Origin of the sequence: Bradyrhizobium hipponense (genome assembly GCF_008123965.1) — a bacterium.
Taxonomy (GTDB): domain Bacteria; phylum Pseudomonadota; class Alphaproteobacteria; order Rhizobiales; family Xanthobacteraceae; genus Bradyrhizobium; species Bradyrhizobium hipponense.
In genome coordinates this window covers 95969-112498 of sequence record NZ_VSTH01000038.1, presented here as the reverse complement: position 1 = coordinate 112498, position 16530 = coordinate 95969, and the positions used below count along the sequence as shown (strand labels likewise).

The following is a 16530-nucleotide window of genomic DNA, read 5'->3' as shown; positions in this document are numbered from 1 at the left end:
ACCGGGCACGGTGCCCTGGAATATCCAAAGATTGTGCAGCGGGATCCTGGAAAATGTTTCTGCCGGGACGCCGAAGTTCTTGGCCAGGATCTCGGGCGGTGTATGCGCGAACCAGTCCGTGACGAGCAGGGTATTGAATTCATCGGCATGCCCGTCATCGAAGCAGATCACGAATTCGCATCCATCCGGGCCCAAGCCCTGCAGTGAATGCGGCGCTCCCGGCGGGAAATACCAGAGATCACCCTCCTTGACGTCCGCAACATAGGGTCGGCCCTGCGCATCGAGAACCGTCACACGGCACGTGCCATAGGTCATGATGGCCCACTCGGCAGCCTGGTGCCAGTGCAACTCGCGGATGCCGCCGGCCGTCAAGCGCATGTTGACGCCGGAGATCTCCTTGGAAATGGCAAAATCGGCAACTGTGACCTGCCGCGCCCATCCTCCATTCTGGATCCGCTTCGGTGCGTTGTTAAACGATGCCCAGGGTGTCGGCATGTCGCCGACGTCCGTCGCCGGGGGAGATTGCGCGGAAGGAAATTGATTGCCTAGAACCTCACTCTGCGGGCCCGGATCGCTGAGATTTCCTGGGCCCTTCGCGTTGATGGCGCCTTGGGGTGGCTCGTCCGGATTGCCGAAGGATCCGGCCTTTGCTGCAGACACCGTCATTGCCGCGCCCATTGCCGACGCCGCCAGTAAGTTTCGCCTCGAAATCATGATCGCATCTCCAGGAGGATTGCACTGCAGAGCCGTCGACCGCGGCCTCTCTTTCGATGGAGTTAGGAAAGCGCGGACATGTACCAATCCGGAGAAGGCATCAGCTTTTCCGGAATGCACTGTGACGTCTTCGTGATCCCACCTTCCGGTCCGTCGCGCTGGCACGAACCGGCATTCTCGAAAGAAAGTCAGCGGCCGGAATTGCAACTGTTCTGCATCGGTACCCGCAGAGGTTCTCGCGATGTCGGAACGGAAGGAAATTCACCCTTATCATCATCCGGCCGGTGGGTGGGGTGCGCTCAAGGCCCTCAGCGAGCACCTGATCGAGCAGCGGATTCCGATCAAGGGAGCGAAGACGCTCCGATGCATGAATCAGCCCGAAGGGTTCGACTGTCCCGGGTGCGCCTGGCCCGATCCGAAACACACCTCGTCATTCGAGTTCTGCGAGAACGGTGCCAAGGCCGTGGCGTGGGAAGCGACTGCCAGGCGTTGCACGCCGGAGTTCTTCGCCGAACACTCGGTGGCCGACCTTGCCACCTGGGGTGACTATGATCTCGAAATGGTGGGCCGTCTCACGCATCCGATGGCTTATGATGGAGCAACGGACAGCTACCTCCCGGTCAGCTGGAGCGAGGCATTCTCGATCATCGGTCGCCATCTGAAAGCGCTGCCCGACCCGAACATGGCGGAGTTCTATACCTCCGGCCGCACCTCGAACGAAGCCGCCTTTCTCTATCAGCTCTTCGTGCGGGAATACGGCACCAACAATTTCCCCGATTGCTCCAACATGTGTCACGAGGCAACGAGTGTCGGCTTGCCGCAGTCCATCGGCGTGGGCAAGGGGACGGTCCTGCTGGAGGATTTCGACAAGGCAGACTGCATCTTCATTTTTGGCCAGAACCCCGGTACCAACAGCCCGCGCATGATGACCAATTTGCGCGATGCCGCCCGTCGTGGTGCTTCGATCATCTCGTTCAATCCGTTCCGCGAGCGCGCGCTGGAACGGTTTCAGGCCCCGCAGAGCCCGGTCGAGATGGCGACATTGAGCTCGACGCAGATCAGCTCGCGCCTCCACCAGGTGCGAGTCGGCGGTGACGTCGCCGTGATCAAGGGCCTCATGAAGGTTCTGGTCGATGAAGACGCAGCGGCGCGGGCGAGAGGCGAGCAGGCCGTTCTGGACTGGGATTTCATCCGTGAGCACACCCAAGGCCTTGATGAACTGGAAACTGACCTGAGGGCCACGCAATGGACTGATATCGAGCGTTACTCGGGACTCAGCCGCGAAGAGATCGAATATGCCGCGCAAGTCTACATGAAAGCCCAGCGCGCGATCATCGTCTACGGCATGGGCATCACCCAGCATCGGCGTGGCGCACAAAACGTTCAGCAATTGGCCAATCTCGCCCTGCTGCGCGGCCACATCGGCCGTGAAGGCGCAGGCATCTGCCCGGTTCGCGGCCATTCGAACGTGCAGGGAGATCGTACGGTCGGCATCACCGAGACGCCGTCCGCAGATTTTCTCGATCGGCTGGAATCCCGCTTTGGTTTCAAGGCGCCTCGTGGGCACGGTCACAACGTCGTCACGGCGCTTGAAGCGATGATACGTGGTGACGCCAAGGTATTTATCGCGATGGGTGGCAACTTTGCCGCCGCTATTCCGGATTGGCAGCTGACGCAAGATGCGCTCAAGCGACTCGATCTCACGGTCCACATCTCGACCAAACTCAACCGCAGTCACCTCATCCACGGGCGCGATGCCCTGATCCTGCCGTGCCTCGGCCGTACAGAGATCGACGTCCAGGCGACCGGGCCGCAGTCCATCACCGTGGAGGACTCCATGTCGATGGTGCACGCGTCGACCGGTCGCAACCAGCCCGCGTCCGAGCACCTTTTGAGCGAGCCCGCGATCGTTGCCGGGATGGCCCGGGCGACTCTAGGGCAGTCCTCCGTCGTCGATTGGGACGGCTTCGTCGCCGACTACGATCGTATTCGCGAGGCTATCGAGGCCGTATTGCCGATATTCGAGGCCTACAACACACGAATTCGCGTGCCCGGCGGCTTCCATCTCGTCTCGACCGCGCGCGAGCGCGTCTGGGCGACGCCGAGCGGCAAGGCCAATTTTCTGGTCTTCGGGGGCCTCGGCGAGGATCCGAACGACGATGATCCGGAGACACTCTGGCTGAGCACAATTCGCAGCCATGATCAGTACAATACCACGCTCTATTCGCTGTCCGATCGCTACCGGGGCGTCTATGGCCAGCGCGACATCGTGTTCCTCAATCAGTTCGAGATGGAGAAGCGCGGTCTTGCGGACGGCGACCGCATTGACCTGGTGACCGCGTCGACGGACGGACTGGAACGGCGGGTGCGCAACTTCCGCGTGGTCGGATACTCGTTTCCGAACGGTTGCTGCGCGGCCTACTACCCGGAGACCAATCCGCTGGTGCCGCTCTATGCGCACGATCCCCTCAGCTTCACGCCGTCCTCCAAGGGCATCCCGGTCCGGATCGAGCGCACCGGCGCCAACGTCACGGACGAGTCCTCGCATCAGGACCAGTGCAATCAGAGGAGTTGAGACAGATGAAGCCGAGCACGAACGTCACCATCGGCATGGCTGCGGCCGTGTCGATTGTGGTCACCCCCGACATGACGGTCGGGCATTTCGTTCCGGGCATGCCGCAGGTCTATGCAACCCCGATGATGATCCTGCACATGGAAATGGCCGCTGGCCTCGCAGTCGCGGCCGCCCTGCCGCCTGGTTACGTCAGTGTCGGCATGTCGGTCGATATCCGGCATCTGGCGGCCACGCCCATCGGCGGTCGCGTACGCGCGCTCGCGCGTGTCAAAAGCGTCGAGTCAAAGAGCCTGCTTTTTGAGATCGAGGCGTGGAATGACCTCGGAAGAATCGGTGCCGGGACCCATCGCCGGGGGATCGTGAATGTCCCCGAGTTCGAGAAACGGTTCGGCGTTCACAAGGCCGTTGCCTGACGCCTCAGCGCATTGCTCGACGCGCCAAGCGGCCATCCCACAGCGCAAGCAGTCTTGATATCGACGGCCTCGCTTCCCGCAGAAGATCGGGCGTGCCGTCACAGAAGCTCTGCGGCGACGTGCTCGAGCTCGGACCGCGGGAGCATGTGATTGCCGACGCGCCAGTTCCGGGGCGTGCATCCCGTGAACTTCTTGAAGACGGTCGTAAAGTGCGCTTGGGTCTGGAAGCCGACCGACAGCGCGATCTCCATGATCGGCATCGTCGTGTCCCTGATTAACTCCGCCGCTCGCCGAATACGCCGCTGCAGCAGGAATTCGTGCGGACGCAGGCCTGTGGCCACGCGGAATTGAGAGGCGAAGTGCATGCGGCTAAGTCCTGCGACCGCAGCCAGATCGCGCGAGTTAATCTTCGACGACATGTCGGCATCGATGTAGTCGACGACGCGTTTGAGTCGCCATTTCTGCAACCCCTGGACATGGCGGCCGCGAACAGAGACTCGATCGGTTCTGGCCGATCCCTCCACGGCAGTCCGTAGACCAAACTGCCTGACCGCAATCGCGAGCCGAAGCGATTCCATGCATTGACGATCATTATTGTGCGTCGCGACCTTTAGGGCTTCAAACAGCGACTGAACGACTTCATCTCCGGACCCGATCTCAGCGGGGGTCGACGGCACGGCCGACAGGTGACCACTTGCAATGGAAGCTGAACGTCCTGGCTCGTGCCCGCTTGGGGCGGAATGCGCGAACAACTGCCGAAGGGGATCGTGGGTCTGGACGGACATCTTGAGTCGCTCCGGGATAAAGAATGCTGTCAGGTCTTCACGATGTGGCGAGATGCCGTCAATTCGGTGCGTGCGAGGCGATCTCGGTGCCGGTCGACGGCATCAAACTGGTGGCCGCCGGCAGCGCGTGACGCAGGGAGGAGATTTCCTCCTCCTGCTGGCTCACCATTCGCCTTGCGAGTTGCCGAAGTTCGTCGTTGCGGCCCCACTTGATCTCCGGACGCGCCATGTCGATCGCGCCCTGGTGGTGAGGGACCATCACATTGACGAAATCGCGGTCGATGTCGTCGGTCGACGTCATCAGCATGCTGCGATTCATGTTGCTCATCGCAAGATCGATATCGAGCAGAAATTGCTGCTCGTCCGCATCCGTCACCCTACGGGCTTCAGAACCGTGCTTTGGATCCTGTGCGAGGGCGAATGATGTCGCCATGACCGATAGGCTGGTTGCCAGCGAGATAGCGCGTCTGCGTACGAATCCACGGGAAAACAAGGGCACATCGAACTCCATGGCAAGCTAATGTGATCGGTGTCACGCGGACGAGTGCGTGTTGCTGGCTTGAAGATGCCAAGGGGGATCGATCAGCTCAATTAAAACTGGATTTAAGGTTCGGCGAGCGAGACGCGCGCCGGCGCCGGCTAAATCCAAATTCAGATTTCTTAAGCCCAATTTAGTGGCCGCCCCATCCGCGGTCTTCCTACAGTTGAGGTGCCGGACTCAACGTAGGAGCAGGAAATGCAGCCTCAAAAGGCCACCGCCAATGTCACCGGAGTGCCAGCTCTGCAATCAGCTGGCATTCTCGCCTATTCGGCAGCCATCAAGCGCTTCGATCTGCTTGAGCCTAGCCGAGAGCAGCAGCTCGCACGGCGTTGGCAGGAGCGGCGCGACCAAAGCGCGACTGACGAGCTGGTCACGAGCCATCTTCGCCTCGCCGCCAAGGTGGCAAGGGGCTACAAGGGATACGGCCTTCCGATCGCCGACCTGATCGCGGAAGCCAATCTGGGACTCGTGATTGCAGCCTCCCGTTTCGAACCCGGACACGGCGCGCGATTTTCGAGCTATGCTATGTGGTGGATCAAGGCGACCGTCCACGAATACATCTTGCGCTCATGGTCTCTGGTCAAGATCGGCACGGCGGCTGCGCAAAAGAAGCTCTTCTTCCGGCTGCGCGGCGAAATAAGGAAGCTCGCGGGCGAGACGACAGCCCTGACTCCTGAAATGGCGCAGGTCATTGCAGGAAAGCTTGAAGTGACGGTACGCGACGTGACTGAGATGGATAGCCGGCTCTGTGGTGATCTTTCCCTGCATACCCGGGTTGGTGACGGCGATGGATCGGCGGAATGGGAAGCGACGCTGGTCGATGAGTCTCCGGACGCAGAGGAGATCGTCGCGGAGCACGACGAGGTGACACGCAGGTCAAGAGCCCTGCGCACTGCGCTGGAGGTCTTGACCGAGCGTGAGCGGCGCGTGTTCGAAGCGAGACGGCTTGCAGAGCAACCGTTGACGCTCGAGCAGCTCAGCTGCGAGCTATCGATTTCGAGCGAACGGGTGCGGCAGATCGAGACAAGTGCGTTCGCCAAGGTCAAGCGCGCGACGATACTAGCGGCCAGGGCGGGCAGCGAAGCCATGGCTGCGTGAAGCGCGCGGACATCGCGTGCCGAGCTTTGGTGTGCGCATGCTCATCTCGAAGTGAATAGGAACCGGCAGCCGATCACGGCTGCTCGAAGCCTGACCAAAAAGTGAAGTCGCGCGATGGCTTCGTCATTTCATGTTGCGGCGCCCGAATCCCAACTTGGTTGAGCGGGCTGCCTGGCGACTTCATGTCTCGTCGCGTTTTCAGAACCGGCAGCGGCGCAGGGATCCAGAATGGGAATTGTTCGATTTGCACTGAGGTTCCCGCACACCTTCTACGTGGTGGCGGTACTGATCCTGTTTCTGGGCGGTGCGGCGCTGTGGTCGATGCCGACCGACATCTTCCCGGAAATACGAATCCCTGTGGTGACTGTCATCTGGCAGTACACTGGTCTATCCACGCCGGAGATGGAGCAGCGCGTCAGCACCTATAGCCAGTATTCGATCAGTGCCAACGTCAACGGCATCAAGAACATGGAGTCTCAGACCCTAAACGGTCTATCGGTGCAGAAGATCTATTTCCAACCCGACGTCAATCTCGACCTGGCTATCGCGCAGATCGTCTCCGCAGCGAACTCGATTCGTGCGTTGATGCCGCCGGGCATCCAGCCGCCGATCGTGGTGCAGTTCAATGCGTCGAGCGTTCCCGTGCTGCAGCTCAGCCTGAATTCGGACAATCTCAACGAGCAGCAACTCTATGACTTCGGCATCTATCGTGTCCGGCAGCAGCTTGCGCCCGTTCCTGGCGTCACCCTGCCCACGCCGGCCGGCGGAAAGTACCGCCAGATCATGGTGGACATCGATCCCGACAAGCTCCTGTCCCGAGGGCTGACGCCGCTCGACATCGTCAACGCGGTCAATACTCAGAATCTCACGCTTCCCTCCGGCACCGCGAAGATGGGAGATATACAGTACACGGTACGCACCAACGCGACGCCGGCGACCATCGACGATCTCAACAAGATTCCGGTCAAGTTCACGAACGGCGCGACCATCCTGCTGAAGGACGTTGCCCAGGTACGCGACGGTTCGATGGTGCAGCAGAACATCGTTCGCGAGGACGGTCGTCGCTCGGTCCTTCTCAGCATCATCAAGAACGGCAACGCCTCGACACTGGCAGTTGTCAACGGCGTGAAGAAGGCGCTGACCGCCGTTCGCGCTGCCGCGCCTCCCGGACTCAAGATCACGGAACTATTCGACCAGTCGGTCTTCGTGACGAATTCGGTGAATGGCGTGCTTCGGGAGGGGGCGATCGCGGCGGGGTTGACCGCCATGATGATTCTCCTGTTCCTGGGGTCGTGGCGCTCGACCCTGGTGGTGATGATTTCGATCCCGCTGGCGATCCTGTCGTCGCTTGTCGTGCTCTATTTTCTCGGGGAGACGCTGAACACGATGACGCTGGGCGGCCTCGCCCTGGCGGTCGGCATCCTGGTCGACGATTCGACCGTCACGATCGAGAACACCCATCGGCTGTGGACAGAGGAGGGGATGTCGCTCGCGGATGCGACCTTGCACGGAGCGGCCGAGATCGCGGTGCCCACACTGGTGTCTACCCTTGCCATCAGCTGCGTGTTCACGTCGGTGGTGTTCCTCGAGGGGCCAGCCAAATACCTGTTTACGCCGTTGGGGCTCGCCGTCGTATTTGCGATGCTTGCGTCCTACGGATTATCGCGGACGCTGACGCCGATCACGATTGGGCTGCTGCTGAAGGGCGAACGCCGGCATGTCCACGGCGAAGTCTCCGCCGGGCTATTCTCGGGCCTGTCCGCCGCCTTCGAGCGCAGCTTCGAGCGGCTGCGTGACGGCTATTCCCGGCTTCTCGGCTTGCTGCTTCGGCACCGCGCCGTTGTGCCGATTGTTGCGATCCTGATACTCGGTCTGGGTGTGGTGATGCTGAGCCTCGTGGGAAGGGATTTCTTCCCCTTGATCGACGGAGGCCAGATCCAGCTCCATGTCCGCGCGCCGGCTGGAACGCGTATCGAGAGTACCGAAGCCATATTCCAGAAGGTCGAAGACAAGATCCGCGAAGTCATTCCTGAGAAGGATCGCTCGCTCATCGTGGACAATATCGGGCTGCCCGCGCGGGCGTATAACCTAGCCTTTGCCGACGGCTCAACCATCGGCATCAACGACGGAGTCATCCTGGTCTCGCTCCGGGACGGCCACAGGCCGACTGCGGAGTATATCAAGAAGCTGCGTCAGGTCCTGCCGGCGTCGTTCCCCGAGGACACTTTCTATTTCCAGGCCGCCGACATCGTCACGCAGATCCTGAACTTCGGACTGCCGGCGCAGATCGACGTTCGAACCGTCGGCTATGGAACGGACAATCTGGCGGTTGCCAAGAAACTCCAGAAGCGGCTGGCCGCCATTCCGGGCATCGTGGATGCCCATCTCCAGCAGGAGATCGACGGTCCGGCGTTCTATGCGGATATCGACAGGACCCGTGCCGCCCAGCTCGGGCTGAACGCCAGCACGGTCGCGACCAACATCAATGTCAGCCTCAGCTCGTCGGTGCAGGTCTCGCCGAATTTCTGGACCGATCTGAGCTCCGGCATTCCCTACTATCTCGCCGTGCAGACGCCGGAATACAAGATCAATTCGCTGAATGCGCTGGCCAATACGCCCGTGTCCACGTCACTCGCTGCGAGTGGCGAGACGGTGCCGGGCATGCTCGGCAACATCGCGACCTTTAAGCGCGATACGGTGCCGACCAACGCCAATCAGAGCAATGTCCAGCCGGTTTACGAGGTCTATGCCAGCGTGCAGGGCCGCGATCTCGGCGGCGTCGCAGCCGATATCGGCAAGGTTACCGCCGATCTTCAAAAGCAACTCAAGCCCGGCAATTCCATCCAGGTCCTGGGCCAGATCCAGAGCATGAACGACTCGTTCCGGGATCTCGGCATCGGCCTCGTGTTCGCGGCAGTGTTCGTCTATCTGCTGATGGTCGTCAACTACCAGAGCTTTGGTGAGCCTTTCGTGGTTATCCTGGCCTTGCCCGCGACGCTGTGCGGCATCGTGACCATGCTGTTCATCACCGGGACCACGCTCAATGTCCCGTCGCTGATGGGCGCGATCATGTCCGTGGGCGTCGCATCGGCGAACTCCATCCTGCTGGTGACGTTTGCGCGCGAGCAGCAGTTGAAGGGCCATTCCGCCTTTGAGGCGGCATTGAGCGCCGGTCGCACCCGCATCCGGCCAGTGCTGATGACGGCTGCCGCGATGATCGTCGGCATGATCCCGATGGCGATCGGCGGTGCCGGCGAGGAGCAGAACGCGGCACTCGCGCGCGCCGTGATCGGCGGACTGCTGTTTGCAACGCCGACGACCCTGCTCATCGTCCCCTATCTGTTTGCCATGCTGCGCAAGGGCAATGACGGAAAGCCGCAGCATGGCGTGTTCGAGGAAATGCAGGCATGACTGAGATAGATGTGTGGCCCGATCGGCCGCTCCATAACCTCGATTTTCCGGACGATGCGGATAGGCCTCTGCTGCGGACCGAAGGCCGGCTCAAGCGGCGGTCCGGAGCAGCCGTGTTCGGGTCAGCGGCGCTGTTCTTGCTTGCCGGAGGGCTCGCTGTGGGTGGCTGGCGCCACTATGAGGCCGAGCGCGCGCTGGCGGCGACGTCCGAACAAGCGCGTATGCTTGTGCCGGAAGTCCGCGTCGCAACCGTCCGCGCCGGTGACAGCAAGATAAATGTCACCTTGCCGGCGACAACGGCAGCCTTCGAAGCTGCCAACATATTTGCCAGGACCAGCGGTTACATCGAAAAGCGCTATGTCGATATCGGCGATCGGGTGAAGGCAGGAGCGTTGCTGGCCGAGATCGCCGCGCCCGAGCTGGACCACCAGATCGCGCAGGCCCAAGCCACCCTGGCGCAGACCCAGGGGACTCTTCAGCAGACGCAGGCGAGCCGTGAACTCGCCGAGATCACCAACGCGCGCGATAGCGGTCTCGTCAAACAGGGATGGCTGACCGCCCAGCAGGGCGACAATGACCGTCTGACACTGCGCGCACAGCAGGCGGCCGAGGCCGTGGCGAAGTCGAACATCGCTGCTCAGCAAGCTCAGATCAAGGTTCTGGAGCAGGACAAGGCCTATCAGCGCGTAGTGGCTCCCTTCGACGGCGTGATCACCCAGCGCAGTATCGACAATGGCAGCCTCGTGCAGGCCGGTTCGACATTCATGTTCACGTTGATGCATGCAAATGTCATCCGCACGCAGGTGTTTGTTCCGCAGGACGAGGCGGTCGGAGTTCAGCCGGGTGTCGATGCGGTCATCCGGGTCCCGGAACTGCCTGACCAGGCGTTTCCGGGAAAGGTCACGCGGATTGCCACCGCGCTCCAGCCCGGGAGCCGTACATTGCTGACGGAGATCGACGTCTCCAATCCGAATGGAGCGCTTCAGCCGGGTATCTATTGTACCGTCGAGCTGTACATTCCGCGCAAGACGCCGTCGTTGATCGTACCGGCCGACGCCGTTGTCTTCGATGAGAACGGCCTGCATGTTGCGGTCGTGGAAAATGGCGTCGTTCACATGCAGAAGATCGCGATCGCACGCGATTTCGGCACGCAGGTCGAGGTGCACGACGGTGTCAAGCCGGGCGATCAGGTGATCCTCAATCCGATGCTGAGCCTGACGGAGGGTAGCCGGGTTTCTGCCCACAGGCCGCAGACGAGCTAACGCGCGGCCAAACCCGACGAGGCGCCGATCGAAAGCACGGATTGCTGGATCGTAGCCTCATATTCCAGTCCGCGAGCATGCTTCTCCGAACCGTCAATGGTGACCGCCAGATGATCCGGCGCGAGTGCCTCCGTATTCAATGTCCGCGAGGCACTGCGTGCCTTGGCTCCTCCTGGTTCGCGGGATTAAAGACTCGTAAGCGCCTCACAGCTCATTGAGCGCCTGTGAGCAAGTCTTGCATTCGCCTCCGCTGCATCGATCCGCACCTCGCTCATAGGGCAACACGTTCGTTGCATTTGAATGGAGAAGGTCGATGACGATGTTGAAGATCTTGTCGGCGGGACTGATCGCGACCGCGATGTTCACGACGGCCGCCAGTGCACGCGAGACTTACGCGAACCAACGGCACATCACGGAGCGCGCTCATCACGCGGGTGTCCTTCCGTTTGCAGAACCTTTCGGCGCCTACTCCGCAGCGCCCTCGGAGCAGCCGGACGGCATTTGCGATCACGGTGACAATCCGGAGATTTGCTGAGGCAGAAGGAGGCGCGGCGGCATAAGCCCACTGCGCAGTAGGATGCCGGCGCCTCCTGCCCACCTCCACATGTTCGGGTCGCCCCCGACTGTCGTCTTCGACCATGAGACATTACCCGCCACATCCTAGACTGACGGACTCACTCCGCGCGACCGGGCACGGCGCAGCGTCCCGGACCGCGCCAGCGAGCCCGACCATTGGGCTCAGTCGACCGAGTTGTCGATGATTGCAGGCGTTGCGCTTAGCAGCCAGCAGGCGGGGATGCGCCCGCCGTCGCAGCAGTGCCGTTGGTGAGGGGACTAGCCGGAGCCGGATTAGTGAGGTCCATCGAAATGCTTTCGGGACATGCGCTCGTGTTCGGGGTGGGCATCACGCTCGGCACGGGGCTGATGCTGGTGTCGGCGTTGATCGCCGGCGGCTGAATGGTGCCGGGGGCAGGGGTTGACGGAATATCAGGCGTTGACGCCGGCAGAGCCGCAGCATTGGTCAGGGTGCTTCCGGGTGCCGATGTGCACGAGTTTCCGGGAGTGGAGCTGCCGAGTGCGGGCGCCGGCGCCACAGTGCCTGTCGTGCTGCCAGTGACAGTGCCGACGATGGTCACGGGCATGGCCGCCGGCAAGGTCGGCGGCAGGCTTGTAACGGTCATCGGCGCAGCCAGCACCGACATGCCAGTGATGGTTCCCATTGCGCCCATCGGGCTCGTTGTACTCATCGCCACGGCGGGGCTCGCAGAAACGCCGCTGCTTGTGGCGGTGACGCTTGCTACGGAAGGCGAAAGCTCCACCTCGGTCGGCGCGCAATTCACGCTCGTTCCTGGAAGCGTGGGATCTTGTGTCAGCGGGGGCGAAGTCAGGGTTGTTGCTGGCGCGCCGGGAACAGTCGCGGCCGAGAAAAGGCTCGTGAACGGGCTTGGCCCTGCCAGCGGGGACGACACAATCGCTCCCGGTGTTGTCGGAATAGCCATGGCGGTCGTTCCCATGGTCGAGACCTGTGCCAGGCAGCCGCTACCGCTCAACAGGAGGGCAGCTGTCGCGCAGATGAGCGTACGCATTCAAAATCCCAGGCGTTCTATTGTCGAGATCAGACGTAAGCATTGGGGCCGGTAGATCCAATTCACGTTCGAGAGCGGAGATTGATGGCTCCAGGCAATCGGGTGCCGGCAGCGCCCGTGACGCGGGATACACGTTAAGCTCAGTAACTTCGCACGAACTCTCGATCAGAGAGTTTCAATTCGCCGTCATGATCCTTGCCGGAGCGCGTCTATCGCCTAGTCTTTATCCAGGACGATCCAATCGTCGGTGATGCGCTCCCGAAAGAGCCGCTGTTTGCGAAGGTGCTGCATGCAACGAATTCCTTTCATACTGATCTGTATGACAATCTCGGTGTGGTGGGCGCCGGCTTATGCGGTGCCGGTCGTCCCCCCTGATCCACCAATGAGCGCCGAGAGGATCGCTCAGCTTCCGTCCGAAATCAGGAGGATTGTTTTGTCCAGATGCGGCTCCGACGCTGAGGCTGGACACTACTTCGCGACATATGACGACAACTCAAACGTCGTTCGGCTCGACTACTCGCTCCTCCAATGTCCGAAGGCCCCTGAACATTGCGCAGGCTCCAGCTGTGTGCAGACGTTTGTTCGGCGCGGTGGCCAATATGTGCTGTCCAGGCCCAGCGGCACTCACTTTCGATGACCGCGTCCGGGACGTTGTCTGCGGTGGGGATCCCTTCGCAGATCTACCTGACAGGGCAGCCAGGATTGGCTGTTGTCGAAAGGTGGCTGTGAGGTGAATCTCAAGGCCGAGCTGGAAATCCGTCATTTGTACGGGAGCTCGATCACCGATGTCCGAGAAAAGTTGCGACGGCTGGCCGGGAGACAGCAAACCCAATCGAGTGGCTACGCAGGATCGCGAGTGCCCCAGGATCCTATGCGGGAACTTCCAATAGCAAACAGGGTGCGCCGCAGGTTGCGGCAGCACCCCGTATGACGCTTCGCGACGCCCTGCGCTCAGCGGTATCTCGGCCCGATATGGACGTTGCGGCCGGCGAACACGGGAGCCGCGCCGCCGGCGCGCTCGAGACCCATCCTGCCTGCCGGCGTCAGGGCGCCGCCGTTCAGGACGTCCCGGTTCGGATACATCGACGCATACGCCGCAGGCTCCTGGTCGGCGAAGGACCACGCCGCAAATGCGGATGGGATTGACGCCGTTGAGATCAACGCCGCAGCAATCAGTGTCTTGAACACAGTCATCATCATTCTCCATTGTCTCATTCGTGCGGAGAATTAGCGGCTCGCGATTACTGCTACTCTCCTTGTTGCGTTTCCCGAACCGAATCTTCTTGATGTGTCTGAAGTAGGCATTTCCGCGGGCGATCGTGCATCGTCGCAGGTCACTCTTCCGAGAAGGCGCAATACGCTTGGAGCTGTGAACAAGCCGATGTCGAATCTGTATTCTTTGTCATGATCGCTCTCGCCATCGTGCTCGGTGCCGGACGTGCCTGATGCCTACTTCGAGCTCAGGTCATCTCAACGCCGGGAGTATAAATCATGAGGCTGTTGTCCTTGCTTTGCTTCGCACTTTGTCTCGTCCTCTCCGCCACCGCAGCATTCGCCCGCGGCGGCATGGGATCGATGGGCTCGCACATGTCGATGGGTGGCGGCGCGCTCGGCACGAGTGCTGCGGCGCCGGGAACGAATTCCCTGGGCACCGCGCTGCCCTCATCCGGTACAGCAGGTCATGCCATGAAAGGCCCACCGCTCGGTACGAACGCTGCGATCGACAAGGAGGATGCGCGGGTTGAAAAGATGCTGGAGGGGTCGATCTGTCGCGGATGTTGAGCGCGGGCATGTCGCCAGGCCAAATGATGATACCCGCTCTTCTCGTGCTGCCTGCGTGTGAGCTCGCCGGCAACGCGCTGCACTAAATTGTTGGGACTTCTGTTCGTGCCGGCGGATTTGTCGGCCTGGTCGCGGAGATCAGCGTGTTGTGAGGCTCACACGCGGTTGCCCTTTCCAGGGCGCCGAAGGCCGCGACCACTCCTAATGAGCACTTGGAGAAAAGTTCGATGCGCTCTCTTGACTGCTGGCTTTCTGATTTCGCTGATCCCCTGTGCAAGCGCAGCTCCCAGACAACGCCAGCTCGTCCTGGTCGCAGGCCTGACGCTATTTCGTTCCCTTTGTGCTGGCCAGATAATCGACAATCGCGGGCACGTCGCCCTCGTCGATGGGCGCTCTGTAAGCCTTGATCATCTTGTGGACCTCGGAGTCCCAGGCGGACCTGGAGAGAGCAGGTTGGTTCAGCACCATGTCTGCGGAGTGACAGGCCAGACAGTTGTTGTTGATGGCGTCCGCGCTGGATCCGCCCGGAAATAGCGCATCGCCCGGTGGAAGCTCGACGTTCGTCGATTTGATCGCCGGAGCGGGCTGAACCTGGGCGGCGGCGGGCGTCAGGAGGGCTGCGAATGCGGTGCCCAGAGCAATGATGGAGTGTCGCATGAAATCGCTCCTAGATGGCGGTGATGTGAGCTGTCTCGACGGCATTGAGCATGAAACCGCTATTGTTCCAGTTGGGCATCGAGGGCTGAACCTCGCCACTCAGATTGGTGCAGCGGACCAGGAGTGAATTAACGCCCTTCATCAGCTGGGGAATGTTCACTTGCCAGCGGCGAAAGCTGTACTTTCCAAAGTCATCAGCCAGTGTCGCGAGTTGCCAGGTCCGGCCGGTATCCATCGAAAGCTCGACCTTGGCGACGCCCGTGTCGCCTCCGAAGGCGATCCCGCGGATTGCCGCGCTGCCACCAGCCGGAAGCGACGCACCTTCCGTAACATTGGTGAAGAAGGATCGCGGCACCATCCGGCTGATGGGAATCATTTTCACACCGGTCTGGCCAGGCGTGACGTTGGCGTGCGGCGTGTCCGGGATGGTGTATGCGGTCGCCATCCAGTAGTTGTCGTCCGAGCGATCGAGGACCTCGATGTCGCTGAGCATCTTGACCCAATAGGTCGAGTACCATCCCGGCACGATCAGGCGCAGCGGAAAGCCGTTCAGCAGCGGCATCTGCTCGCCGTTCATCGCGAAGGCGATCATGACTTCGCCATCGCGAGCATGATCGAGGTCGAGCGACTTGCGGAAATCAGGTGCTTCGGGCACTACGGGCTCGTCCAGTCCGCTGAAGCGGACCTGTATCGCGCCGGACTTGATGCCCGCGCGGTCCAGCACATCCTTGAGCCGCACTCCCGTCCATCGCGCATTGCCCATCGCGCCATGCGCCCACTGCGCGCCGGGGACACGAGGCGAGAAGAAGCCCCGGGAATTGCCCGAGCACTGGTTGACGGCAGCGAGCTCGACGCGAGGCATCTTGAGCAGATCGCCGATGGACAAGGACAGCACCTGGTTGACGTGGCCGCGCACGGCGAGCCGGAAGGCGTCCACATCGACCGACGTCGGGATCACAGCCCAGTGCCATCGAACATAGAACTGGTCGTTCGGCGTGAACACGCTGCGATCGAACACCTCCATCGGGGTTTCCAACAACGGCGGTCGGGTGCGTTGCAGGATCATGGGTCCCTTCTGCGGGAAGTCAGGCGTGATCGGCCGCTGCTGCGGGCCGCTGGCGAACAGAAGGCGCACCGACTGATCGGCCCAGGCCGGTGAGCCGGCGAGCGCCATGCCGGCGACGCCGAAGGTCTTGAGCACGGCGCGGCGGGTCAGAGCTCGAACGTGTCGATCGTTGCGATGTAGTGGCATCGAGATCCTCATGCTAAAATGGGTTCGCGTTCGATGCAGGGCCGGTCATCCGAGGTTGATGTCCGCGAGGGGATCTTCGACCTGCCGGCGGGGTGGCGCCTGGCGAATGCATGGAAGGTGTCCTGTCGTAAAACGAAGGTGCTCCTGCGAGTGAATGTTGCTCCTGTTGCCCGAAAAATGCATCGTGCTGCCGGCATGCGCGAGCGGCGAACCGAGTAGCGAAGCGGGGGTGGCCAGCAAGACGATGGCGAGATAAGCGCGGGGCGAAGCGATCATGGTGAATCTCCATTTCGATGTTTTGGCAAGCAGAGTGTTCGATGTGCCTGCCGCTTCTCAAGGAGGTAGACCGCAATACGGCAGCAATCCAACGGGATGATCAGATCGTTCCGATCGCCGGCCACGATCGAATGCCCAAAGACGCTACCTTGCGCTGACGACGCCCGCGACATTGCTG

Annotated in this window: 15 protein-coding genes; 8 read left to right on the top strand and 7 right to left on the bottom strand. The window is 61.4% G+C overall.

What is annotated here, in order from left to right:
* On the bottom strand, window positions 1-714 hold a 714-nt coding region (locus tag FXV83_RS12400), incomplete at its 3' end, for a cupin domain-containing protein (RefSeq protein ID WP_148739452.1).
* A gap of 241 nt (window positions 715-955) precedes the next feature.
* On the opposite strand from FXV83_RS12400, the gene FXV83_RS12395 reads away from it, so the two are divergent.
* Together FXV83_RS12395 and FXV83_RS12390 are read left to right on the top strand one after the other, a co-directional pair.
* A complete protein-coding gene (locus FXV83_RS12395) occupies window positions 956-3289 on the top strand; it encodes an FdhF/YdeP family oxidoreductase (protein ID WP_148739451.1) in 2334 nt (777 codons plus the stop codon).
* Window positions 3290-3294: 5 nt separating this feature from the next.
* A complete protein-coding gene (locus FXV83_RS12390; RefSeq protein ID WP_148739450.1) occupies window positions 3295-3702 on the top strand; it encodes a thioesterase family protein in 408 nt (135 codons plus the stop codon).
* A 98-nt stretch (window positions 3703-3800) separates the two neighbouring features.
* On the opposite strand, the gene FXV83_RS12385 is transcribed toward FXV83_RS12390, so the two are convergent.
* Window positions 3801-4487 carry a helix-turn-helix transcriptional regulator gene (locus FXV83_RS12385; RefSeq protein WP_148739449.1) on the bottom strand — a complete coding sequence of 229 codons (687 nt, stop codon included), beginning with the start codon at window positions 4485-4487 and terminating at the stop codon, window positions 3801-3803.
* 58 nt (window positions 4488-4545) lie between these two features.
* A complete protein-coding gene (locus tag FXV83_RS12380) occupies window positions 4546-4863 on the bottom strand; it encodes a DUF305 domain-containing protein (protein ID WP_187435854.1) in 318 nt (105 codons plus the stop codon).
* A 360-nt stretch (window positions 4864-5223) separates the two neighbouring features.
* Between FXV83_RS12380 and rpoH the strand changes: the two genes are divergently transcribed.
* The 5 genes from rpoH to FXV83_RS12355 all read left to right on the top strand — a co-directional run bounded on the left by rpoH (window position 5224) and on the right by FXV83_RS12355 (window position 12440).
* Window positions 5224-6126, top strand: coding sequence for an RNA polymerase sigma factor RpoH (gene rpoH, locus FXV83_RS12375; protein ID WP_148739447.1), 903 nt, complete (start codon window positions 5224-5226; stop codon window positions 6124-6126).
* A gap of 228 nt (window positions 6127-6354) precedes the next feature.
* Window positions 6355-9537: an efflux RND transporter permease subunit gene (locus tag FXV83_RS12370; protein ID WP_148739446.1), complete on the top strand. Its 3183-nt coding sequence runs from the start codon at window positions 6355-6357 to the stop codon at window positions 9535-9537.
* On the top strand, window positions 9534-10799 hold the full coding sequence (locus FXV83_RS12365) for an efflux RND transporter periplasmic adaptor subunit (protein WP_148739445.1): 1266 nt from the start codon (window positions 9534-9536) through the stop codon (window positions 10797-10799). The genes FXV83_RS12370 and FXV83_RS12365 overlap by 4 nt, the downstream gene beginning before the upstream one ends.
* A 313-nt stretch (window positions 10800-11112) precedes the next feature.
* On the top strand, window positions 11113-11334 hold the full coding sequence (locus tag FXV83_RS12360; RefSeq protein WP_148739444.1) for a hypothetical protein: 222 nt from the start codon (window positions 11113-11115) through the stop codon (window positions 11332-11334).
* Between the two features lie 605 nt (window positions 11335-11939).
* Window positions 11940-12440: a hypothetical protein gene (locus FXV83_RS12355; protein WP_148739443.1), complete on the top strand. Its 501-nt coding sequence runs from the start codon at window positions 11940-11942 to the stop codon at window positions 12438-12440.
* An 896-nt stretch (window positions 12441-13336) separates the two neighbouring features.
* On the opposite strand, the gene FXV83_RS12350 is transcribed toward FXV83_RS12355, so the two are convergent.
* Window positions 13337-13579, bottom strand: coding sequence for a hypothetical protein (locus FXV83_RS12350; RefSeq protein ID WP_129274358.1), 243 nt, complete (start codon window positions 13577-13579; stop codon window positions 13337-13339).
* Window positions 13580-13876: 297 nt separating this feature from the next.
* Between FXV83_RS12350 and FXV83_RS12345 the strand changes: the two genes are divergently transcribed.
* Complete coding sequence (locus FXV83_RS12345; protein WP_148739442.1) at window positions 13877-14167, top strand: hypothetical protein; 291 nt, start codon at window positions 13877-13879, stop codon at window positions 14165-14167.
* A gap of 324 nt (window positions 14168-14491) precedes the next feature.
* On the opposite strand, the gene FXV83_RS12340 is transcribed toward FXV83_RS12345, so the two are convergent.
* Genes FXV83_RS12340 through FXV83_RS12330 form a run of 3 tightly spaced genes read right to left on the bottom strand, consistent with a single transcriptional unit; the run spans window position 14492 to window position 16352 of the window.
* Window positions 14492-14824: a cytochrome c gene (locus FXV83_RS12340; protein WP_148739441.1), complete on the bottom strand. Its 333-nt coding sequence runs from the start codon at window positions 14822-14824 to the stop codon at window positions 14492-14494.
* Window positions 14825-14834: 10 nt separating this feature from the next.
* Entirely contained in the window at window positions 14835-16076 is a 1242-nt protein-coding gene (locus FXV83_RS12335) for a molybdopterin-dependent oxidoreductase (RefSeq protein ID WP_148739440.1), read from the bottom strand.
* A gap of 45 nt (window positions 16077-16121) precedes the next feature.
* A complete protein-coding gene (locus FXV83_RS12330; protein WP_148739439.1) occupies window positions 16122-16352 on the bottom strand; it encodes a hypothetical protein in 231 nt (76 codons plus the stop codon).
* Between the last annotated feature and the right edge of the window lie 178 nt (window positions 16353-16530).

What these genes read in the sequence shown, in the direction of transcription:
- FXV83_RS12335 (WP_148739440.1), bottom strand. Translation starts at nt 16,076, where the DNA reads ATGCCACTACATCGCAACGATCGACACGTTCGAGCTCTGACCCGCCGC.
- FXV83_RS12365 (WP_148739445.1), top strand. Translation starts at nt 9,534, where the DNA reads ATGACTGAGATAGATGTGTGGCCCGATCGGCCGCTCCATAACCTCGAT.
- FXV83_RS12385 (WP_148739449.1), bottom strand. Translation starts at nt 4,487, where the DNA reads ATGTCCGTCCAGACCCACGATCCCCTTCGGCAGTTGTTCGCGCATTCC.
- FXV83_RS12390 (WP_148739450.1), top strand. Translation starts at nt 3,295, where the DNA reads ATGAAGCCGAGCACGAACGTCACCATCGGCATGGCTGCGGCCGTGTCG.
- FXV83_RS12360 (WP_148739444.1), top strand. Translation starts at nt 11,113, where the DNA reads ATGACGATGTTGAAGATCTTGTCGGCGGGACTGATCGCGACCGCGATG.
- FXV83_RS12345 (WP_148739442.1), top strand. Translation starts at nt 13,877, where the DNA reads ATGAGGCTGTTGTCCTTGCTTTGCTTCGCACTTTGTCTCGTCCTCTCC.
- FXV83_RS12330 (WP_148739439.1), bottom strand. Translation starts at nt 16,352, where the DNA reads ATGATCGCTTCGCCCCGCGCTTATCTCGCCATCGTCTTGCTGGCCACC.
- FXV83_RS12340 (WP_148739441.1), bottom strand. Translation starts at nt 14,824, where the DNA reads ATGCGACACTCCATCATTGCTCTGGGCACCGCATTCGCAGCCCTCCTG.
- rpoH (WP_148739447.1), top strand. Translation starts at nt 5,224, where the DNA reads ATGCAGCCTCAAAAGGCCACCGCCAATGTCACCGGAGTGCCAGCTCTG.
- FXV83_RS12350 (WP_129274358.1), bottom strand. Translation starts at nt 13,579, where the DNA reads ATGACTGTGTTCAAGACACTGATTGCTGCGGCGTTGATCTCAACGGCG.
- FXV83_RS12355 (WP_148739443.1), top strand. Translation starts at nt 11,940, where the DNA reads ATGGCCGCCGGCAAGGTCGGCGGCAGGCTTGTAACGGTCATCGGCGCA.
- FXV83_RS12395 (WP_148739451.1), top strand. Translation starts at nt 956, where the DNA reads ATGTCGGAACGGAAGGAAATTCACCCTTATCATCATCCGGCCGGTGGG.
- FXV83_RS12370 (WP_148739446.1), top strand. Translation starts at nt 6,355, where the DNA reads ATGGGAATTGTTCGATTTGCACTGAGGTTCCCGCACACCTTCTACGTG.